Genomic DNA, 21,164 nt, shown 5'->3' with positions numbered 1-21,164 from the left:
TGCCCGCCGTGCCGGCGCTGGCCCAACGCGGCACGATCACGCTTCCGGCCACCACGCTCGATCTCGCCATCGGCCAGCTGGCGCGGCAGACCGGCGCGGACATCGTCAGCACCGATCCCGGCCTACGCGCCATCCGCACACCGGCGGTGCGCGGTGCGCGCGACCTGGCAGCAGCGCTCCGGCAGCTACTGAAGAACAGTGGCTATCGTGCGCGACGGCTTACCGGCGGGGGCTACCGGATCGAACTTGGGTCTATCCCGCGCGCGCGGAAGCCGACGCCCGCCCCGCCGAGCGTCGCGCCGCCGCCGGACCCCGACATCGTCGTCACCGCCAGCAAGCAGCGGATCACGCTGCTGCGCTACCCGGGCAGCCTCACCCAGGTCGCCGACCGGAACGCGCTGCCGGGCACCGCCGCCGGCACGCTGAGCGATGCGGCGCACCAGGTGCCGATCCTGCAGAGTACCCAGCTGGGCGCGGGCCGCAACAAGGTGTTCATCCGCGGTATCGCCGACAGCAGCTTCAACGGCAGCACCCAGGCGCCGACCAGCGTCTATCTCGACGATGTCCAGCTCAACTATTCGGGCCCAGACCCCGGCTTGCGGCTGTACGACATGGCCAGCGTCGAGGTGCTCGAGGGGCCGCAGGGCACGCTGTACGGCTCGGGCGCGATCGGCGGAGTGATCCGGCTTACCTCAAACGCGGTGAACCTGCACGACGTCGCGACGGCTGCCACGGCCGGCGTCACCGCAACCGGCGGCGCCGAACCGGGGTACGATCTCGCCGGCATGCTCAATCTGCCGCTGTTGCAGGATACGGCCGGGGTGCGGCTGGTCGGCTATCACATCCGCGACGGCGGCTATCTGCGCGACCCGGATCGCAATCTCCGCGACGTCAATCGCAGCAATACCAGCGGCGTGCGCGCGGCGGTCCGCGTCGCGCCGGGCGAAGACTGGCAGGTGGAAGCGAGCGGGGCCGGGCAGTGGATCGACGCAGCCGACGGCCAATATGCCGAGCGCCTGGAAGGGGCCCTCGCCCGGCGCACGCTGCTCGCCCAGCCCTTCGGCAACCGGCTGTTGTTCAGCCGGCTGGTGGTCGGCAAGGATTGGGATAACGGTCTGCGCTTCGTCTCGGCGAGCGGAGTCACCGGCTACGAAACGCACGAAATTTTCGATGCGACGCCGCGAAGTGCACGCGGCGCGGTGCTGGGCCCGCGAACGATCTACCGCGCCAACCACGACAAGGAACTGCTCAGCCAGGAGGCACGGCTGTCGCGGTCGCTGCCCAACGGCAATAGCTGGGTCGCCGGCTTCACGCTGGTGAGCGACCGCGACGTGCTGACCCGCAGCCTGGCCCAGCCGGGACGGGAGGTCAGCATCGTCGGCGTCACCAATGTCACCAATGCCGTCTCCGGTTTCGGTGAAGCGACCTTCGCCCTCACGCCCAAGCTGTCGGTGACGATCGGCGGGCGCTATTCGAGTGCGCGTACCGATGGCGATCCCTCGGCGCAGGCGCGCCCGTCCAATTTCGTCAAGGGGCGGCTGACGCAGCGTCTCGACCCCACCTTCGCTGCTTCGTGGCGGCTCGCCTCCGATCTCGCGCTGTTCGCGCGCTTCCAGTCGGGCTATCGCACCGGGGGTCTTGCGGTAGCCCCGGGGATCGGCCGGGTGGCGGACTATAAGTCCGATGCGATCACGGTGGTGGAAACGGGCGTGCGCAAGCTGCGGCGCGGGGCAACCGGGCTCGCCGCATCGGGCAGCGTCTCCGCGGCCTGGTGGGAGAATGTACAGGCGGACCTGATCACGCGATTGGGCCAGCCCTATACCGCCAATATCGGCAATGCGAAGATCGTCACGCTGGAGGGCAATCTCGACTGGGTGCCGGTGCGCGGGCTGCGGGCGCAGGGGGCGTTCCTGTTCACTGACAATCATGTCAAAGGGCCGATCGCCGATCTGTCCAGGCGCAACAACCGGCGCCTGCCGGAAACCCCGCCCTTCGCCGCGCATGCGGGCCTCTCCTATGCGTGGGAGGCATCGTCGGCGCAGCCGCGGATCGGGCTCTCGGCCGATTATACCGGCCGCTCGGTGCTCGGCACCGGGGACTTTCTCGACGTGAGCCAAGGGCGCTACTGGACCGCCGATGCCTTTGCTGCGCTGCGCATCGGCGAGGCGGAGCTGAGCGTCACGCTCAGCAACCTCACCGATCGCAGGGCCAACCAGTTCGCCTTCGGTAATCCCTTCAGCCTCGGCCTGCGCGACCAGCTGACCCCGCTGCGGCCGCGCAACGTGCGGATCGGGATCACGACGGGCTGGTGACCTCCGCCTCGGGCGCGAGGGGAAAGCGGAGGGAAACGCAGGTTCCTTCGCCCGGGTGGCTCTGCACCGTCAGCCGGCCCTGATGCACCTCCATGATGCGGCGAACGATCGATAGGCCCAGCCCGGCGCCGTCGGAGCGCTCATGGTCGGCGCGCCAATAGCGTTCGGTGGCGTCCTGCGGGTTGGAAGCGGCGATGCCGGGGCCGTCGTCGCGGACCAGCAGCGCGCCGTCGGGCCCGACCCGCACCTCGATCAGGGTGCCGGGCGGCGTGTGCCGGCTGGCGTTGGTGATCAGGTTGGCGAGCGCGAGGCCCGCCAGCACCGGATTGCCGCGTACCAACACCGGCCCCGGGGGGGCATCGAGCGCGATCGTGTCGCCCGCTGCCAGGATCTGCGGCGCGTGCAGACCTATCGTCTCCTGCGCGAGCTCGCGCGCGTCGAACGTCTCGAACTTGTCGTCGGCCGTCACCTCGAGGGTCGCAAGGTCCTGCAACTGCGCGACGACATGGCCGAGCCGATCGACCGAGCCGCGCAGGCGGGCGCGGAGGGCAGGGTCCTCCACGCCTTCCAGTTCCACCCGGTGCACGGTGAGCGGCGTGCGCAGTTCATGGGCGACGTTGGCGACGAACTCGGACTGGTTGCGGAAGCTTGCCTGTAGCCGGGCCAGCAGATCGTTGGTCGCGTGCGCGAGCGGTGCCACCTCCAGCGGCAGCCCCGCTTCCTCGATGCGGACGTCGAGATTGTGCGGGCCGATCGCCGCCGCCTGGTGCGAGGCGTCGCGCACCGCGAAGAACAGCCGGGCAATCAGCGCGCTGTTGATCAGCGGCAGCAGCAGCAGGATCGAGATCAGCACCGGATCATAGCGGCGGATGAAGCCGTGCATGACGTCGTCGAGGATCGCGCCGGGGCCGGTGCGGTCCTGGGTGACGATCACCCAGATGCGCGCGGCGCCCACCCGCACCGGCTGGCTGACGCCCACAAAGGCGCCCGCGCGGAACGGCAGCTGTCGGCCCGCCCGCGGTGCGTTCCGCCACGGTACGAGGTCTGCATAGGGGCTTTCGGCGAGCGTCCCGCCGCCGCTGTCGGTGACGACGAAGGCGCGCCCGTCATAGGGGGAGGCGTAGAGGCGTACCATCGCCGGATCGAGCCGGACGATCGGGCCGCTTGCGCTGGCGCGGATGCCATTTGCGATCGTCCGCGCCTGCTCGGCGAGGATGCGCTGTTCGTAGCGGTGCGCCTCGGTGCGGAGGAACGAGGTGAGCAGCATCGGCAGCGCCACCGCGGCGATCGCGATCGCGCCCAGTTCGAGCAGCAGGATGCGGGCGATCAGCGAGCGCGGCCAGAGCTTCATCGCGCCGGTCTATCGGAAGCCGCGCCCGGCCGCCATCAGGCGGCGATGTCGCGCATCAGGTAGCCGACGCCGCGGATCGTCTCGATACGCAGCGTCGCGCCTGCCGCTTCGAGCTTGCGCCGCAACCGATAGGCCTGCACTTCCAGCGCGTTCGAGCCCACCGGCTCCGTGAGGCCATAGAGCTGGTCCTCCGCGAGCTGCTTGCTCACCACCTGGCCGAAGCGGCGGAGGAGCAGCGCGGCGAACTGGCGTTCGCGGGCGGTGAGAAGGACGGCGGCTTCGCCCACCATCAGGTCGCCCGACACGGTGTCGAAGCGGACATTGCCGAAGCGCAGCTCGGCGCCAGCCAACGCGCCCTGCCGCCGCAGCACCGCGTGGAGCCGCGCGGTGAGTTCGTCGACGTCGAAGGGCTTCACCACATAATCGTCGGCGCCCGCATTGAGCCCCGCGATCCGCGCATCAAGGGCGCTGCGGGCCGAGACGGCGATCACCGGGATCGGATCGTTCTGCGCGCGCAGACTGCGGACGAGACCCAGGCCGTCGCCATCGGGAAGGCCCAGGTCCAGCAGCAGCGCGGCATAGCGTGCCGCCTCCAGCATCTGGCGGCCATCGGTCAGATTGGTCGCGACGTCGCTCTGGATGCCGCGACGCTTCAGCGCCTCCATCAACGCAGTCGCAAGCGGCTGGTCGTCCTCGATCATCAGCACGCGCACGATTTCATCTTCCCGTAAGCTTCCTGTCAGTCGGGTCCAATAATGGCGCGCTGCAGCATCGACCGCAACGGATGTGTGTCTGCTATATTGCGCCCGAGAGGTGAAGCTGGTGACTGGACATAATTTGGAAAGCAACACCCTGCCCGAAGCGCGCCGGCTGACGATGCGTTCGCAAGGGTTGCTGGTGGGGGCGATCGTGGTCGCGGTGGTCGCGATCCTCGTGCTGGCGATGGTCGTGAAGACCGCGCTGACCCCCAAACCGGTCCCGGATACGCCGGTCCCGCCGGGCGCCTTCCGCCCGACGCAGCAGCAGCTCGCGCAGATGCAGTTCGCCACTGTCCAGGGCGGCGCCAATGTCGAGCTGGTGCGCGCCAGCGGCTCGATCCAGGCGGACGGCGACCATAACACGCCGATCGTGCTGCCCTTTTCCGGCCAGGTGCTCCAAGTGCTGGTCGAGCCCGGTCAGCGCGTGACGCGCGGCCAGCCGCTGCTCCGCATCGCCTCGCCCGAGCTGATCGATGCGCGCAACACCCTGCTCAGCGCCAGCGCGCAGCGGGCGAGCGCCGCCGAGGCGCTGCGCATCGCCCAGGGCAACGTCGCCCGGCAGAAGGCGATCTATGAGACCGCCGGCGGTGCGATGAAGGATTATCTCCAGGCCCAGGCCGATTTCGTCGCCGCCCAGTCGGCCGCCCGCCAGGCCGAATCGGCCCAGCGCGCCGCGCAGGACCGGCTGGCGCTGTTCGGCAAGACCGAAGGCGTCGGCACCTCGGCCTACACCGTGTACCGCGCACCGGTGTCGGGCATCATCGCCGATCGTAACGTCGCGCCGGGGCAGTTCCTGAGCAGCGGCAATGCGACCCCGGTGATGACGATCACCGATCCCGCGCGCGTCTGGCTGGTCGCGCAGCTTGCCGAGAGCGAAGCGGCGAGCATCCGCGTCGGCGATCAGGTGGTGGTCACCACGCCGGCGCTGCCTGGCCGCGAGTTTACCGCGACGGTCGACAATGTCGCCGCGGGCCTCGACCCGACGACGCATCGCCTGCCGGTGCGCGCGACGATCGCCAATCCGGGCGGCGAGCTGAAGCCGCAGATGTTCGCCTCCTTCACGATCCGCCGCCCGGTCGATAGCGGCAAGGGCGTACTCGTCCCCGCCGTTGCCGTGATCCACGAGGGCGACACCACCCGCGTGTGGGTCAAGGCCAAGGACGGCTTGATCTATGGTCGCCAGGTGCAGATCGGCGAGACCGATGGCGGACTCACCCGTGTGCTCAGCGGCCTGAATCCGGGTGACCGGATCGTCGCCAAGGGCGCGCTGTTCGTCAACGAGGCGGGTCTCGGCGAATGAACCGCCTGGTAGAAATGGCGCTGCGCCAGCGGATGCTGGTGCTCACCCTGCTGATCGGCATGATCGCGGCAGGCGTGCTCGGCTTCCTCAACCTCAACATCGAGGCCTATCCCGATCCGGTGCCGCCGATGGTTGAGCTGGTGACGCAGAGCGACGGCATCTCCGCCGAGGAGATGGAGCGCAACGTCACCACGCCGATCGAAGTGGCGATCGCGGGGCTCCCGCATCTGACCGCGGTACGCTCGATCTCGCTGTTCGGCCTGTCCGACGTGAAGATCCAGTTCAGCTATGACGTGACGCATGAGCAGGCGCAGCAGATGGTCCTCGGCCGCCTGTCGCAGCTCGGCACCCTGCCCAACAACGCGCAGCCGCTGATCTCGCCGACCAGCCCGATCGGCGAGATCTATCGCTATCGGCTCACCGGCCCGAGCGGCTATTCGGTAATGGACCTCAAGACCATCCAGGACTGGGTGCTCCAGCGCCGCTTCAAGCGCATTCCCGGCGTGATCGACGTGACCGGCTGGGGCGGCAAGCTGCGCTCCTATGAGGTGCAACTCGACCGCGACAAGCTGACCGCGCACGGCATCACCGTGCCGCAGGTGCTGGCCGCGATCGGCAAGAGCGATTCCAACGTTGGTGGCCAGACGGTCAATTTCGGCGAGCAGGCGGCGATCGTCCGCGGCGTGGGCCTGATCCAGTCGGTCGACGCGATCAACAACGTGCTGGTCGGCACTGCCGGCACCACGCCGGTGCTGCTGCGCGACGTGGGCCAGGTGAAGATCGGCAACCTGCCGCGCCTGGGCGTGGCGGGCGAGGGCCAGGACGACGACATCGTCATGGGCATCGTGTTGATGCAGCGCGGCGCCCAGTCGCTGCCGACGATCAACCGGGTGAAGGCCGAGATCGAGGAGATCAACAGCAGCGGCGTGCTGCCGCCGGGGGTCAAGATCGAGCGCATCTATGATCGTTCGGACCTGATCGGCGTCACCACCAAGACGGTGATGCACAATCTGCTCGAAGGCGTGCTGCTGATCTTCATCCTGCAGTGGCTGTTCCTCGGCGATCTGCGCAGCGCGCTGATCGTGGCGATCACCATCCCGTTCGCGCTGTCGGTCGCAGTGCTTATCCTGGTGATCCAGGGTGAATCGGCCAACCTGCTGTCGCTCGGTGCGCTCGACTTCGGCCTCGTCGTCGATGCGGCGGTGATCATGGTCGAGGCGATCTACCGAAGGCTGGCGGACCGCTCGACCGCTATCTCCGAAGGGCGGATCCATGCGACCCCGGCCAACCGCTTCTCGGCGATCCTGCACGCGTCCAGCGACGTCAGCCGCGGCATCTTCTTCGCAGCCGCGATCATCATCGCCAGCTTCCTACCGCTGTTCACGCTGACTGGGGTGGAAGGCCATATCTTCGGCCCGATGGCCAAGACCTATGCCTATGCCATCGCCGGCGGCCTGCTGGCGGCGTTCACCGTCTCGCCGGTGCTCTCCGCGCTGCTGCTGCCGGACAAGCTGAAGGAGGTCGACACCTGGGTGGTGCGGCAGATCCGCCGCGTGCTGGAGCCCGCTATCTCCTTCGCCATTGCCAATCGCGTGCTGACCTTCGCGCTCGCGGGGCTGCTGGTGCTCGGCTCCTTCGCGACGATCCGCGTGCTCGGCGTCGAGTTTCTGCCGCATCTGGAAGAGGGCAACCTCTACATCCGCGCCAGCCTGCCGGCGTCGATATCGCTCGAGGCGGGCGAGGATGCGGTGAACGGCATCCGCAAGATCATCGCCAGCTATCCCGAGGTCGACCGCGTCGTCTCGACGCACGGCCGACCGGATGACGGCACCGATCCCACCGGCTTCTTCAACGCGGAATTCTATACGCCGCTCAAGCCCTTCGACAGCTGGCCGAGCGGGGTGACCAAGGAAAAGCTAACCGCCGAGCTACAGGCCAGGCTGCAGGCGAAGTATCCGGGCGTCGAGTTCGAATTCTCGCAATACATCCAGGACAATGTCGAAGAGGCGTCGTCGGGGGTGAAGAGCTCCAACTCGCTCAAGATCTATGGCAGCGACCTCGAGACGCTCGAATCGATCGCCAACCAGATCAAGGCGCAGATGGCGCGGGTGAAGGGCGTCGCCGATCTCGGCATCTCGGACTCGCTCGGCCAGCCGACGGTCCGCATCGACGTCGATCGCGCCGCCGCTGCCCGCTACGGCCTGACGCCCGACGACATCAATTCCACCGTGGCGGCTGCGGTGGGCGGCCAGTCGAGCGGTGACCTGTACGAGAAATCGACCGACCGGCATTTCCCGATCGTCGTCCGGCTCGATGCCACGCAGCGCGACGACATCGAGTCGATCCGTCGAATCCAGATCGGCGCCCCCTCGCCGACCGGCAACGGCACCATCCAGGTGCCGCTGTCCGAAGTGGCGACGGTCAAGCTCACCTCGGGCGCGTCGTTCATCTATCGCGAGCACCAGGAACGCTATGTCCCGATCAAGTTCAGCGTGCGCGGACGCGACCTGGGCGGCACGATCGGGGAAGCGCAGGCGCGCATCGCCAAGCATGTGCAACTGCCGCCGGGCTATCACCTCGAATGGGCGGGCGAGCTCGGCAATCTGACCAACGCCGTCAACCGGCTGGAGGTGGTGGTGCCGATCAGCCTGGTGCTGATCCTGGTGCTGCTGTTCGCCAATTTCGGCTCGATCCGCGACACGCTGCTGGCGTTCAGCGTCATCCCGATGGCGATGGTGGGCGGGGTGCTGGCATTGGCGCTGACGGGGACGGCGTTCAGCATCTCCGCCGCGATCGGCTTCGTCGCCTTGTTCGGCATCGCGGTGATGGACGGCATCCTCGTCGTCAGCACGTTCAACCAGAACGTCAACGAGGACATGGATCACACGGCCGCAATGGCGGCGACGGTGAAGCATTCGCTGCGCCCGGTGATCATGACCTGCCTCGCCGCCGCGATCGGCCTGCTGCCCGCGGCGATGTCCACCGGCATCGGCAGTCAGGTACAGAAGCCGCTGGCGCTGGTGGTGGTGGGCGGCATGACGCTCGCGCCGCTGCTGATCCTGCTGGTGCTGCCGCCGCTGATCCTGAAGTTCTCGCGCCACCAGGGCGCGCATGGCCACACCGTTCGTCGCCACCATGTCGACGGCACCCCGACGGAGCAGGCATGATGCGCCGCTATTCTATCATCCCGCTCGTCCTGCTCGCCGGCTGCACGGTGGGCCCGCACGACCTGACCAACCCGGTGCCGACCCCGCCGGCGCAGGTGCCGGGGACGATCGCGCCGGTGAGCGGCGCCGCGCAACAGCTGGTCGCCGGCCCGGCGGTGGTGCCGAACTGGTGGCAGGGCTTCGGCAGCGCCAAGCTCGATGCGCTGGTCGCCCAGGCGCTGGCGCACAACAACGACCTTGCCGCCGCCGAGGCCAATCTGCGCCAGGCGCAGGAACTGGCCAGGGCCGCGTCGGGCGGTACCGGGCCGCAGGTGGATGCCAACTACCAGGCGCAGCGCACGCGAATCTCCAAGGCGCTGTCCGGCCCGCTCGCGGACCAGAACGATTATCTCTACACGCTGCACACCGCCCAACTGACCGTCGCCTATCCGCTCGACCTGTTCGGCGCAGGCCGCAACAAGGTGCGGTCGGCGCGTGCGGCGGCGGATGTGGCGGCGCACCGGCTACATGCGGCGCAGGCCACTGCGGTCGCCAATCTGGTGCTGGCGGTTATCCAGCATGCGGCGCTTCAGGCGCAGATCGCGGCAACCCAAGCCGCGATCCGCGACAATCGCGATCTGGTCGACCTGCTTGAGAAGCGCCGCAAGCTCGGCGATATCGGCGAGGCGGATGTGGGCGCGCAGCAGACCGCGCTCGCCACGATCGAGGCGACGCTGCCGCCGCTGCTCCGCCAGGCGCAGCACCAGGCGGGGCTGATCGCGACGCTGACCGGTCAGGCGCCCGGCACTGCCGGCGACCTGCCCACGCTCGCCGAGCTGCAGCTGCCCGCCAGCCTGCCGGTCGCGCTGCCGGCGGACATCGTCGCGGCCCGTCCGGACGTGCGCGCGGCGGAGGCGCAGGTGCGCGGTGCCGCCGCGGATGTCGGCTCGGCGATCGCGGCACGGCTGCCGTCGATCACGCTCAGCGGCAATGCCGGCGGATCGGCGACCAAGTTCCTCGACATGTTCCAGGACGGCAACCCGTTCTTCTCGATCGTTGGCGGCATCACCCAGCCGATCTTCCATGCCGGTCAGCTCAAGCACCAGCAGCGTGCGGCGGAAGCGGCGCTGGAGGAGGCCAAGGCGCAATATCGCGCGACGGCACTGCAGGCGTTCCTCGACGTCGATGACGCGATCGCCGGGCTGCGCACCGATGCCGAGGCGCTGGACGCGGCCGCGCGCGCCGATGCGGCCGCGAGCCGCACGCTGGCGATGACGCGGCGCCAGGTGGAGCTGGGGGCGCTGGGTACGCTCCAGCTGCTCAACGCTTCGTCGGCGGCGTCGCAGGCGTCGGTCCAGCTCGTCCAGGCAAAGAGCGCGCGGCTGGCCGACAGCGTGGCGCTTTACCTCGCGTCGGGCAGCACGCCGGCGGATCTTCAGTCCGCCGGCCGCTAAGGCGACACCATCTCAGCCGTCATTCTGGCGAAAGCCGGAATCCATTGGGGCCGTCCTAGCGGCGCTTGCTGCGACGGAGTGGCGAATGGATCCCGGCTTTCGCCGGGATGACGGCTGATGGGCTTGGCTCTCTGCCCTACTTCCCCGTCGCCGCGACGTTCGCCGGGCTGACGTTCCATCCCCGCACCGCGAGGTGGGCGGGGGCCGTCACGCTTGCCGGATAGCGCACGCTCAGCACGCGGTGCTGGCTCGGCAGCAGCGAAACGTAATTGTCGCTGTAATAGGCCGGCAGGATACGCTTGCCCTCGGCATCGACCAGGGTGAGCTTGGCGTTGAGCACCGGCACATTGCTCTTGTTCGAGACGGTGACCGCGATCACCTTGTCGTCCCCGTCCACCTTGGGCGTGCTCGCCTGCACTTCCAGCGGCACGGGGGCGAGGCTTTCCAGTGCGCGATAGGCGGTGTCGTCGCGGCCGCGCCAGTAGAAGTTGCGCGAGAGCTGGGTGCCCTTGGCGTCGGTCAGCGTCAGCTCCACGAGCAGCATCGGGCTGGCCGCATAGAGCCGGTCGAGGGGCACGTCGTTCAGCGTGGTAACGCGGTTGGCGCGGGCGTCGACCTTGTCGGTGCGGGCGAAGAGCTGGACATTGTCGAGGCTGACGACGCGCGTCTTGGCGGTGAGCCCGCGCAGATCGTCGCGGGTGGTGTTGAGCACCACCAGCTGGTTGTCCGGGAGGTTGAGCTGGATGTGCACCGGCTCGGTTGCGATCTTGGCGCCGTAATAGGCGGCCTGGGTGTCATAGTCCCAGCTGTAGATCTGCCAGCTGTTGGACGGCCAGGCGGGGTGCGTCATCCACAGCAGGCGGCCGCTGTTCTTGGTCCAGAGATGGCCCAGGAACCCCTCGTACATCGCCTTGTGCGTCTCGAGGTTCATCATCTGCGCCTTGCGCTCGAAATCCTCGAAGCTCAGCGGCTGGCCGAACATCGCGGTCAGCGCGCTCATGAAGGTCTTGCTGTCGCCGTTCCCGCCGAAATGCCAGTCGTGATAGGCGAGCGTGTCCGACAGCGGCCAGCGATCCTTGGCCGGCATCGTCGCCGCTACGGACTCCAGCGTGGACAGCGAAGGCGTGCCGGTCTCCACCGAGAAGCCGGTGGCGAGATCGGTGAAATAGCCCTCGGGCTTGCGGTAGTTGTACGGCCCCGATCCCTGCAGGTTCACTTCGTTCGAGCTGCCGGTGTACCAGCGGGTGCCGTCCAGCTCGCGGATCAGCTTGTCGAGCCCCTCGTTGAGCGTCGGGTACGGCACGCCCTCGTTGCGGCCGAACCAGACGACGATCGAGGGGTGGTTACGATAGCGCGCCACCACGTCGCGGGCATTGGCCAGGAACAGCGCCGCATCGTCCGGCTCGACCTGGAAATTCTGGGTCGACTGCCAGAAATCGTTGAGCACCATCATGCCGTTCTCGTCGGCGAGCTGGTAGAACTCCTCTTCGTCGTTGTTGCCCATCCAGTTGCGGATGATGTTCATGTGCGCCTCGCGCTGGAGGCGGAAATAGGGGGCGAGCCGCTCGCGGCTGACCTGCTTCATCGCATCGTCCATGCCCCAGTTGCCGCCGCGCGCGGCGATCTTCACGCCGTTGACGCGGAGCACGAGATGCGGCTCGGGCAGCGTCTCGTCGGGGATGGCGGTGACGGCCTTGGAGGACTCCCCCGCCAGCGTGAGCGATTCGGCCCAGCCGGTGGGGCTGCGCTTGAGTGCTTCGTGGCGCACGTCGATCAGCTGCTGGCCGGCCAGGCCGCCATCGGTGGTCTGGACGTTCACCCGGCGGAGCTGGCCGAGATGGTCGAACAGCGAGAGGTCGTAGCTCACCTCGCGGATGCCGAAGCGGAGTGCCTTGGTGTCGCTCGGCTGGCCGCTCGCGGCGAGGTCGATCTTGAGGTCGTGCAGCGTGGGATCGCCATAGCCGTTCGGCCACCACAGCTTCGGATTGCGCACGGTGAGCTGGCGGAATTCTGCGGGCGTGAAGCGGATCTCGCCTTGGCCCGGCTGGGCGGTGACGGTCTTTGCCACGGTCACGTCGTCAAACGCGGCGCGGATCGTCACCGGCTGGGCGGTGGTGGCGCGGTTCTCGAACGGCACGGTGATGTAGACATCGGCGCTGTCGGTGCGGGGCAGCGGCAGGTCGGTCACGACATGCGGGTCGCCGATCTTGACGTCGCCGGTCGCGACCAGCTCGACCGGGCGCCAGATGCCCGTGTTGCGATCGCGGATGCCCGGGATCCAGTCCCAGCCTTCGGTGGCGACGAAGGTCGGGCCGTCGATCGCGAGCTGGCCGCCATTCTCGCCGACGCCGGCCTTGATCGACTGTTCGTGCGGGATGCCGGGATGCGGCGGCGGCGAGACGCGTACGGCGATGACGTTCTGGCCGGCGGCCGGCGCGATCTCGAACTGGCCGCGGATGAACGCGCCGCGTGTCTCCCCCTGGCGCTGGCCGTTGGCCCATACTTCCGCGGCATAATTGATGCCGCCGAACACCAGGGTCAGCCGCTTGCCGGCCGCTTCCGCCGGCACGGTGAAGCTGGTGCGGTACCAATAGTCCTGCCGGGCGAGGCTCTCGGGGATTTTGAGGTTGTTCAGCCCGTAATAGGGATCGGGATAGACGCCGCGATCGACAAGCGTGGTCAGCACCGTGCCGGGAACAGTCGCGGCATACCAAGTGCCTTCGGGCTTGCCGGGCCTAGACAGCGCTGCGCCATCGGCGGGTACGCCAGGGGCGGCGGCGAGCTGCCAGCCGTTGATCTGCCAGCGCAATGGGCCAGCGGGAGCGAGGCTCGGCAAGACCGGCACTGGCTTGGCGACCGGGGGCGAATAGGCGGTATCGCTTTGCGGCAGCGTCCAGGGATCCTGTTGGCGCGTCAAGCCGATATTGGCGGTCTTTTGCAGGTTCCAGCCGACGCCGACCTGCCACATCTGGACCAGCTCGAAGGCGGGCGGGGCGGCGGCCTCGCCCTGCACTTCGGTCGCACCGAGCGCGACGCCGCGCAGTTGCGCCTGGACCAGCGCGCCGCCGAAATGCGGCTGGCCCGGGCTAACCGGTGCAAGCGCGATGCGCGAGGCCACGGCCGAGCCGTTGAGCGCCCCTTCGCCGACCTGCTTGCCGTCGAGATAGAGCCGCACCCGGCCGCCCTCGATCACCACGGCGACATGGCTCCAGCGCCCGGCGGCGAGCTTGGGCGTGCTGTTCACCGCATTGCCGCTGCCGAAGAAGTGCAGCGCGCCGTTGCGCAGGCCGAGGCAGCGGCAATCGCCGGCCGGATCGCCGAACGCGATCAGCGTCACCACGCCCTGCGGCACAATGTCGGGCTTCACCCAGGCCGAGAGCGTCAACGGCGCACCAGAGCGGAGCAGCGCATCGGCACCGGTCAGCGGCCGGTCGATGCCGATGCCGCCGGCGAGGAAGCTGGCATTGTACGGCCCGGCATTGTCCGGCTCGGCCGCCTGGACCGCCGTCATGGCGAGCAGGGCGCCGCCGGCGAGCATCGCGCTGGTGAAACTGCGCATCGTTCTTCTTCCCCCAAGAGGCTGCCGTGCCCGCCAATGCGGCGGCGCGGATCGACCGTTCGGCGGAACGGTCTTGACGTGGTTTTTTATTCACCAAGTTTTGCAATTCAACCGGCGAGAACGGTTCCACGCTTGCACCCTGGCCGCAAATCGACTGTTATCGCAATCAAGATGAGTAGCGGCCGCCCTCCAATCCGCCTTTCCGGAACCAATTTGGAACGCGCCGCGGACCATAACCAGCGCGTGACCCTGCATGCCATTCGCGCCAACGGCTCGCTGACCCGCGTCGATCTTGCGCGGATCACCGGCCTCACCGCGGCGGCGATCGCCAACATCACCAAGCGGCTGCTCGCCGATGGACTGATCCAGGAGGCCGGGCGGCGCTTCGGCGGGCGCGGCCAGCCGCCGACCAACCTGATCATCAATCCCCAGGCCTGTTATTCGCTGGGCCTCAACATCGATCGCGACCATGTCACGCTGGTGCTGGTCGACTTTCTTGGCGAGACGGTCGCCCGTGCTTCGCGAGAGATCGACTTCGCACTGCCCGAGCAGGTCGCCGAATTCTACCACGCCGAGGTGGAAGTGCTGATCGCGTCGGCTGGAGTCGATCCCGCACGGATCGTCGGCCTGGGCGTGGCGACACCCGACGATCTCGGCCTGATCGAACTGCCCGGCAAGCCCGACGCCTATCGCCGCTGGGAACAGACCGACCTCGCCGAACTGCTCGCCTGGCCGCTCGACGTGCCGGTCTTCGTCGAGAACGACGCCGCCGCCGCCGCGATGGGCGAACTGCAGCTGGGGCTCGGCCTCCAGCATTCGAGCTTCTTCTACATCCTGATCTCCTCGGCGCTGGGCGGCGGTCTGGTGATCGACAGCAATTATTTCCGCGGAGCCACGGGCCGCAGCGGCGAGCTCGGCTTCCTCACCCATCGCGATCCGGACGGCGTGGTTCGGCAGATCCAGGCGCATGTCTCGCTGTCGGGCCTCGCTGCGCCGCTCGAGGCGGCGGGCTACTCCGTGCAGGACATGCTCAGCTGCGACGGTGGGGACGCGACGCTCGAAGCGGTGGTCGATGCGTGGATCGAGGAGGCTGCGCGGCTGCTGGTCGGCCCGCTGCTCGCGGTGAACTGCCTGATCAACCCCGAGACGGTGCTGATCGGCGGCCGCCTGCCGCGCCGCCATGTCGACCGGCTGGCCGAGCGCGCCAACGCGCTGCTCGCCGAGCAGGGCGGCGATGCCCCGGCGCTGGCGCCGATCGCCCGCGCGCAGCTCTCCGCCGACGCGCCCGCGGTCGGCGCGGCGATCCTGCCGTTCAGCTATTTCCTGCTGCCCAAGAGCAGCGCGTTGTGGAAAGACACCGCTGACGGCGCAACCGCCACGGTTTGACCCTTCATTAAATCAACCGAATAACTTTAATCTTGTGCCCGGCGCCGCCGCGGGGCAGAGGAAAGGCCGCGCGCGTGGCGCGATGGTTCAGGAACAGACCGGCGTACTGCCGGCCCGTCGGGGAGGAATATCGGTGGCGATCGATCGCATGGGAAACCAGCCAGCGCGGGGCCTCCATCGCTGATGTCGAGCGCAACGCTTCCCGTGGCCGGCATCGAGCTCGGCGGCACCAAGTGCATCCTCACCCTAGCCTATGGCCCCGACCGGATCCTCGCGCAGGAAACTGTGCTGACTGAGGCGCCCGAAAAGACGCTCGCCGCGCTCGAAGCGGTGCTGGGCGGCTGGTGGGGAACCCATGGCTTCGCCGCGCTCGGGATCGCCAGCTTCGGGCCGGTGTGCCTCGATCCTGCCAATGCGCAGTTCGGCCATATCCTCATCACCTCCAAGCCGAATTGGAGCGGCACCGATGTCGCTCGCCGTCTTGCAGCGCCGTTCGCGGTGCCGATGGCGTTCGACACCGACGTCAACGGTGCGGCGCTCGCCGAGATGCGCTGGGGCGCAGGGCAGGGGCTCAGCGACTTTGCCTATGTGACCGTGGGCACCGGCGTCGGCGTGGGGCTGGTGATCAACGGCAAGCCGACGCGCGGCATCGGGCATTGCGAGATGGGCCATATCCGCGTGCCGCGCCTGCCGACCGACACCGCGCCGAGCGGCTGCCCGTTCCACGACGATTGCATCGAGGGCCTCGCCTCGGGCACCGGAATCCGCGCGGCGCTGGGCGACCAGCCGGTCGACAGCGTCGGCGAGGACCATGTCGTATGGGACCGCGTCGCCTCGGCCATCGCGCTGCTTTGCCACACCATGGTCGCCACCGCCGGGCCGCAGCGGATCGCGATCGGGGGCGGGGTGATGCAGCGCCAGCCGCATCTGCTCGCCCGCATCGACCCGCTGCTGCGCGAGAGCATCGCCGGCTATCTGACCGTGCCGCCCGCGCCCTACATCGTCTCTCCCGCGCTGGGCGACCAGGCCGGGCCGATGGGGCCGATCGCGATGGCATTGCAGGCGCAGGGCGACTAACCGCGCGCAAAGTTCGGCCGGCGCATGGACTTGGGCGCCGGTCCTGCGGTATCGCCTCTCCCCAACAACCCAGGGGAGAGAGATCCATGCCCGCAGGCCTGAAGCTGCTATTGGCCACCACCATCCTCGCCGCCGCGCCCGCGATCGCGCAGCAGGCGCCGACAGCGTTGTCCGGTGGCGCGCATCCCGACAGATGGCCGGCGGCCAGGAGCCAGGGCCTGATCGATCCCGCCACCGAGGCATTCGTCACCGACCTGCTGGCGAAGATGACGCTGGAGGAGAAGGTCGGCCAGATGATCCAGGCCGATATCGGCAGCATCAAGCCCGAGGATCTGGCGGTCTACCCGCTCGGCTCGATCCTTGCGGGCGGCAGCTCGCCGCCGCTCGGCGCGCCCGATCGCAGCCCCCGTGGGCCGTGGCTGGCGACCGCCCAGGCGTTCCAGAAGGCGGCGCTCGCCCGCAAGGGCAACCATGTCGCGATCCCGATCATGTTCGGCATCGACGCGGTGCACGGCAACAACAACGTGATCGGCGCCACGCTCTTCCCGCACAATGTCGGCCTGGGCGCGATGCGCGACCCGGCGCTGATGGAGAAGATCGGCCGCGCGACCGCCGAGGAGACGAGCTCGGTCGGCATCGACTGGGCCTTCGGGCCGACGCTCGCGGTGCCGCAGGACGAGCGCTGGGGCCGAGCCTATGAAGGCTATTCGGAAGAACCCGAGGTCGTGCGCAGCTATGCCGGCGCGATGATCCGCGGGCTGCAGGGCGCACCGGGCACCAAGGACCGGCTCCAGAAGGGCTTTGTCGCTGCCTCGGCCAAGCACTTCCTCGGCGACGGCGGCACCTTCGGCGGGCAGGACCAGGGCGATACCCGCGTGTCCGAGGAGGAACTGATCCGCATCCACAATGCCGGCTATCCGGGTGCGATCGATGCCGGCACGATGACCGTGATGGCCTCGTTCAGCAGCTGGAACGGCGCCAAGATGCACGGCAACAAGTCGCTGCTCACCGATGTGCTGAAGGGCAGGATGGGCTTTGACGGCTTCGTCGTCGGCGACTGGAACGGCCATGCTCAGATTCCGGGCTGCACCGCCACCGATTGCGCGGCGACGTTCAACGCCGGGCTCGACATGGCGATGGCGCCGGACAGCTGGAAGGGCCTCTACGAATCGACCGTCGCGCATGTGAAGGACGGCACGATCCCGATGGCGCGGGTGGACGACGCGGTGCGCCGCATCCTGCGCGTGAAGGTGCAGATGGGCCTGTTCAACGCCGCACGGCCCTATGAGAGCAAGGCCGAGCTGGTCGGCGCGGCGGAGCATCGCGCGATCGCGCGCGAGGCGGTGGCCAAGTCGCTGGTGCTGCTGAAGAACAGCGGCGTGCTGCCGGTCAAGGCGAGCGCAAACGTGCTGGTCGCCGGGCCGGGTGCGGATTCGATGGCGCAGCAGTCGGGCGGCTGGACGCTCAGCTGGCAGGGCGACGGCAACCCCAATGCGATGTTCCCCAACGGCGAGACGATCTTTGCGGGCATCCAGGCGGCGGTGAAGGCCGGCGGCGGCACCGCGACGCTCTCCGCAGACGGCAGCTTTACGAGCAAGCCCGACGTGGCGATCGTCGTGTTCGGCGAGGAGCCCTATGCGGAGATGCGCGGCGACGTCCGCACGCTGGAATTCCAGCCGGGCGACAAGCAGGCGCTGGCGCTGCTAAGGAAGCTCAAGGCGGCCGGCGTGCCGGTCGTCTCGGTGTTCCTGTCGGGCCGCCCGCTCTGGGTGAACCCCGAGCTCAACGCCTCGGACGCGTTCGTCGCCGCCTGGCTGCCGGGCAGCGAAGGCGCGGGCGTGGCGGACGTGCTGATCGGCGACAAGGCCGGCAAGCCGCGCCGCGACTTCACCGGCACGCTGTCGTTCAGCTGGCCCAAGACCGCGGGCCAGTTCACGCTCAACCGCGGCGAGCCGGGCTATGACCCGCTCTTCGCCTTCGGCTATGGCCTCAGCTACGCCAAGCCGGGGACGGTCGGCGCGCTGAGCGAAGTCTCGGGCGTGGATGCGTCGCTGGCCAACACCAGCATCTTCTTCGCCAAGGGCGTCACGCCGGCGCCCTTCTCCTTCGCGACCGACAGCAAGATCAGCCGCAAGGCCGTCGACGGCCCGGCGACGCAGGAAGGCGCGCAACAGCTCACCTGGCCCGCCGGTCCCGCGGCGCTGCGCATCGGCGGCAGCGACCTTGACCTCAGCCGCGAGACCAATGGCGACCTGTCGCTGCGGCTCGTCTACCGCGTCGATGCCGACCCGACCGGCCCGGTGCGGCTGTCGATGGAAGGCGGCAAGAACACGGGAACGATCGACGCGACCAGCCTGTTCACGGGCAAGCGCGGTTGGCAGACGGTCAACGTGCTGCTGAAATGCTATCAGAAGAACGGAGTCGACGTGACCAAGGTAAACGCGCCGATCGTGCTGCAGGCGAACGGCCCCTTCGCGCTCTCGCTGGCCGAGGCGAAGATCGTGTCCGATCCCAACAACTCGGTCTGCCCGGGCCAATGAGCGCGATCGAGGTCGTCAAGATTGCGCGCGGGGCGTTCCGCGCGCAGTTCCTCACCCTGGGTGCGACGCTCCACCGGCTGGAGGTGCCCGATCGGCAGGGCCGGTCGGCGAACATCGTGCTCGGCTATGCCGACCTCGAGGACTATCGCCGCCAGCCGCCGCGCTATTATGGCGCGGTGGCGGGGCGCTATGCCAACCGCATCGCCGGCGGGCGCTTCACGCTGGATGGCGTGACCTTCCAGCTGGCCACCAACGAGAATGGCAACAGCCTCCATTCGGGGCCCGACGGGTTCGACCAGCAGGTCTGGACGGTGGAGGCACGTAGCGACAGCGCCGTCACCCTCCGGCTCGAAACGCCGCACGGCTGGAACGGCTTCCCCGGCGATCTGGTCGCCCGCGTGGAATATGCGCTGGAGGACGACGGGCTGGCGGTGCGCTTCACCGCCACATCGGACTGGGCGACGATCGTCAATCTGACGCAGCACGCGTACTTCAACCTGGTCGGGGAAGGCAGCGGGGCGACGGTGCTCGACCATCTGCTGCAGATTCCGGCGAGCGCGATCACCCCGGTGAACGACGCGCTGATCCCGACGGGGGAACTGGCGCCAGTGGACGGCGGTGCGTTTGACTTCCGGGCGCCGAAGCCGATCGGTCGCGACATCGATGCCGCGGACGCGCAACTCGCGCTGGGGCAGGGGTACGATCACAATTTCGTGCTCGACGGCCCGGCGGGCTTCGAGCGCCGGATCGCGACGCTGTTCGATCCGGGCTCGGGCCGGGTGCTGGAGGTGCATTCGACCGAGCCGGGGGTGCAATTCTACTCGGGCAACCATCTCGCCGATGGTGCACCGGGGACCGGCGGCGGTGTGTATCCGGCGCGTGGCGGGCTTTGCCTGGAGCCGCAGAAGTTTCCCGACAGCCCCAACCAGCCCGGCTTCCCCTCGGCGCGGGTGGAGGCGGGGGAGACCTACCGGCACAGTATGGCGTTCCGGTTTCGGACGGCCGGGGATGTCGAAGAGGCGTTCGGTTGAAGTCAGCAAACCCCTCCTCCAAGGAGGAGGGGCTTAGGTAGCGCGGTTGCCCCTTCCGCCCGTCCCCGATACAGCCCTCGCATGGCAAAAGCGGATCGCCTCGAACGGCTCGACATTCGGCGCATCGAACTCGAGGCGGAGTATCGCGCCGCGCTGATCGAGGCGCTGGAGCGCACCGCGGCGGGCAAATGGGGCCTGTTCGACCACCAGAAGGACCGGCACGCCCGCGCCGCGATCCGCCCGACGCTCGATCACCTCGCGGAACTGGGCGAGGAGATCGACGCCGCGCGCGATCGGCTCGGCCTGCCGCCCTTCGCGCTCCAGCAGGAGTTCCTTGCAGCACGCGGCCCGGTGGGGCCTTCGGCGGTCGGCGAGCCCAAGCAGGCGCAGGCCTGGCTGGCGCGTCTCGCGGCGGAGGCGCCCGCGGCGGACTGACGCACGCGCGTTATTCGGTTTCTTCGAGGGCGGCCTCGGCGGCGGCACGCGCGTCCTCTTCCTTCTTCTTCTTGCCCTGATCGTAGTGCCACTTGATGGCGAAGAACATGCCCGTGCCGAACACGGCGAGCTTGAACGTGCCCAGCAGAATCGGAACCCAAATCATCGCAACCACCTGATCTGCGCCGCGCGGCCACCCGCCGCGGCGATGCTCTCGCACATATCAATGACTAACAAAACCCATACGATATGCTGTATGCATCCGTACAATCGCAGATCTAAGGGGGCGGCGTGCCCGCCGCAAGCGCCAGACGTCAGTCGGCGTCGCCGCCGATACCCGCGCGCTGCGAATAGGTGATGCGGATCCGCACCCAGCTGCCGATCAGGAGCCGGCTGTTCACCCGCGGCGCTTTTACCCGGAACTGGAATGCGGCCTGGCGCACCGCGCCGGCATAGCCCGAGCCGCGGGGGAACTCGCCGAGTTCCTGACAATCGGTCACCTGATAGCGTTCGATCGTCCGGCACGCGACTTCGCCCCAGCCCTCGCGGCCCAGCGCCCGCTGCGGGAGGTAGGGGGAGAGCTGTGCGTTGGTGGGGCGGCGATACCAGTCCGCGGCATAGAGCGTCTCGCCATGCGGGCCCGTGCCCGCGCGCGGCGTGTCGTCGGCGCCGCTGCCACCGCCTGCGTCGGCGGTCTGGGTATTGCCCTGATCACCGGACTGCGCGGCCGGTGCCTTGGCAATATCGGTCGCTGCATAGTCGCGGCGGCTCATCACGATGAAGCTCGGCGGCCCGCTGGATACGGGCGGCACGAC

General features: G+C 68.6%; 13 protein-coding genes and 1 pseudogene. 9 read left to right on the top strand and 5 right to left on the bottom strand.

Features of this window, described 5'->3' with window-relative positions; genetic code table 11:
• The first annotated feature begins 8 nt into the window (after positions 1 to 8).
• Positions 9 to 2,312 carry a TonB-dependent receptor gene (locus CA234_RS07995; protein WP_241213365.1) on the top strand — a complete coding sequence of 768 codons (2,304 nt, stop codon included), beginning with the start codon at positions 9 to 11 and terminating at the stop codon, positions 2,310 to 2,312.
• Here the strand turns inward: CA234_RS07995 and CA234_RS07990 are convergent.
• Positions 2,296 to 3,663 carry a HAMP domain-containing sensor histidine kinase gene (locus CA234_RS07990; protein WP_126001316.1) on the bottom strand — a complete coding sequence of 456 codons (1,368 nt, stop codon included), beginning with the start codon at positions 3,661 to 3,663 and terminating at the stop codon, positions 2,296 to 2,298. The two genes, CA234_RS07995 and CA234_RS07990, sit on opposite strands and share 17 nt — an antisense overlap.
• Before the next feature lie 35 nt (positions 3,664 to 3,698).
• On the bottom strand, positions 3,699 to 4,376 hold the full coding sequence (locus tag CA234_RS07985; RefSeq protein ID WP_126001315.1) for a response regulator transcription factor: 678 nt from the start codon (positions 4,374 to 4,376) through the stop codon (positions 3,699 to 3,701).
• 124 nt (positions 4,377 to 4,500) lie between these two features.
• On the opposite strand from CA234_RS07985, the gene CA234_RS07980 reads away from it, so the two are divergent.
• Genes CA234_RS07980 through CA234_RS07970 form a run of 3 tightly spaced genes read left to right on the top strand, consistent with a single transcriptional unit; the run spans position 4,501 to position 10,321 of the window.
• Positions 4,501 to 5,721: an efflux RND transporter periplasmic adaptor subunit gene (locus CA234_RS07980; protein ID WP_241213363.1), complete on the top strand. Its 1,221-nt coding sequence runs from the start codon at positions 4,501 to 4,503 to the stop codon at positions 5,719 to 5,721.
• Positions 5,718 to 8,888 carry a CusA/CzcA family heavy metal efflux RND transporter gene (locus tag CA234_RS07975; protein WP_126001314.1) on the top strand — a complete coding sequence of 1,057 codons (3,171 nt, stop codon included), beginning with the start codon at positions 5,718 to 5,720 and terminating at the stop codon, positions 8,886 to 8,888. Before CA234_RS07980 ends, CA234_RS07975 begins: the two co-directional genes overlap by 4 nt.
• Complete coding sequence (locus CA234_RS07970) at positions 8,888 to 10,321, top strand: efflux transporter outer membrane subunit (RefSeq protein WP_126001313.1); 1,434 nt, start codon at positions 8,888 to 8,890, stop codon at positions 10,319 to 10,321. Before CA234_RS07975 ends, CA234_RS07970 begins: the two co-directional genes overlap by 1 nt.
• A 136-nt stretch (positions 10,322 to 10,457) precedes the next feature.
• On the opposite strand, the gene CA234_RS07965 is transcribed toward CA234_RS07970, so the two are convergent.
• Positions 10,458 to 13,880: a LamG-like jellyroll fold domain-containing protein gene (locus CA234_RS07965; protein ID WP_241213361.1), complete on the bottom strand. Its 3,423-nt coding sequence runs from the start codon at positions 13,878 to 13,880 to the stop codon at positions 10,458 to 10,460.
• A gap of 171 nt (positions 13,881 to 14,051) precedes the next feature.
• Between CA234_RS07965 and CA234_RS07960 the strand changes: the two genes are divergently transcribed.
• The 5 genes from CA234_RS07960 to CA234_RS07940 all read left to right on the top strand — a co-directional run bounded on the left by CA234_RS07960 (position 14,052) and on the right by CA234_RS07940 (position 20,349).
• Positions 14,052 to 15,266 carry an ROK family transcriptional regulator gene (locus tag CA234_RS07960; protein ID WP_164521745.1) on the top strand — a complete coding sequence of 405 codons (1,215 nt, stop codon included), beginning with the start codon at positions 14,052 to 14,054 and terminating at the stop codon, positions 15,264 to 15,266.
• Positions 15,267 to 15,449: 183 nt separating this feature from the next.
• Complete coding sequence (locus CA234_RS07955; protein ID WP_125977537.1) at positions 15,450 to 16,343, top strand: ROK family protein; 894 nt, start codon at positions 15,450 to 15,452, stop codon at positions 16,341 to 16,343.
• 86 nt (positions 16,344 to 16,429) lie between these two features.
• Complete coding sequence (locus tag CA234_RS07950; protein WP_126001312.1) at positions 16,430 to 18,883, top strand: glycoside hydrolase family 3 protein; 2,454 nt, start codon at positions 16,430 to 16,432, stop codon at positions 18,881 to 18,883.
• Complete coding sequence (locus CA234_RS07945; protein ID WP_125977533.1) at positions 18,880 to 19,914, top strand: aldose epimerase family protein; 1,035 nt, start codon at positions 18,880 to 18,882, stop codon at positions 19,912 to 19,914. Before CA234_RS07950 ends, CA234_RS07945 begins: the two co-directional genes overlap by 4 nt.
• A gap of 81 nt (positions 19,915 to 19,995) precedes the next feature.
• A complete protein-coding gene (locus CA234_RS07940; RefSeq protein WP_125977531.1) occupies positions 19,996 to 20,349 on the top strand; it encodes a hypothetical protein in 354 nt (117 codons plus the stop codon).
• Between the two features lie 10 nt (positions 20,350 to 20,359).
• On the opposite strand, the gene CA234_RS24280 is transcribed toward CA234_RS07940, so the two are convergent.
• The gene (locus tag CA234_RS24280; RefSeq protein ID WP_164521744.1) at positions 20,360 to 20,524 is read right to left on the bottom strand and encodes a hypothetical protein; all 165 of its coding nucleotides are present in this window, start codon (positions 20,522 to 20,524) and stop codon (positions 20,360 to 20,362) included.
• A 139-nt stretch (positions 20,525 to 20,663) separates the two neighbouring features.
• A pseudogene (locus CA234_RS07935) lies at positions 20,664 to 21,164 on the bottom strand (hypothetical protein); the annotation flags it as partial.

Source organism: Sphingomonas sp. ABOLE, from assembly GCF_003950455.1.
In the GTDB taxonomy this organism is placed as follows: domain Bacteria; phylum Pseudomonadota; class Alphaproteobacteria; order Sphingomonadales; family Sphingomonadaceae; genus Sphingomonas; species Sphingomonas trueperi.
The sequence above is the reverse complement of the archived record's forward strand: the minus strand, read 5'-3'. Positions and strand labels throughout refer to the sequence as shown.

What these genes read in the sequence shown, in the direction of transcription:
- CA234_RS07975 (WP_126001314.1), top strand. Translation starts at nt 5,718, where the DNA reads ATGAACCGCCTGGTAGAAATGGCGCTGCGCCAGCGGATGCTGGTGCTC.
- CA234_RS07950 (WP_126001312.1), top strand. Translation starts at nt 16,430, where the DNA reads ATGCCCGCAGGCCTGAAGCTGCTATTGGCCACCACCATCCTCGCCGCC.
- CA234_RS07955 (WP_125977537.1), top strand. Translation starts at nt 15,450, where the DNA reads ATGTCGAGCGCAACGCTTCCCGTGGCCGGCATCGAGCTCGGCGGCACC.
- CA234_RS07990 (WP_126001316.1), bottom strand. Translation starts at nt 3,663, where the DNA reads ATGAAGCTCTGGCCGCGCTCGCTGATCGCCCGCATCCTGCTGCTCGAA.
- CA234_RS07970 (WP_126001313.1), top strand. Translation starts at nt 8,888, where the DNA reads ATGCGCCGCTATTCTATCATCCCGCTCGTCCTGCTCGCCGGCTGCACG.
- CA234_RS07945 (WP_125977533.1), top strand. Translation starts at nt 18,880, where the DNA reads ATGAGCGCGATCGAGGTCGTCAAGATTGCGCGCGGGGCGTTCCGCGCG.
- CA234_RS07940 (WP_125977531.1), top strand. Translation starts at nt 19,996, where the DNA reads ATGGCAAAAGCGGATCGCCTCGAACGGCTCGACATTCGGCGCATCGAA.
- CA234_RS07965 (WP_241213361.1), bottom strand. Translation starts at nt 13,880, where the DNA reads ATGCGCAGTTTCACCAGCGCGATGCTCGCCGGCGGCGCCCTGCTCGCC.
- CA234_RS07960 (WP_164521745.1), top strand. Translation starts at nt 14,052, where the DNA reads ATGAGTAGCGGCCGCCCTCCAATCCGCCTTTCCGGAACCAATTTGGAA.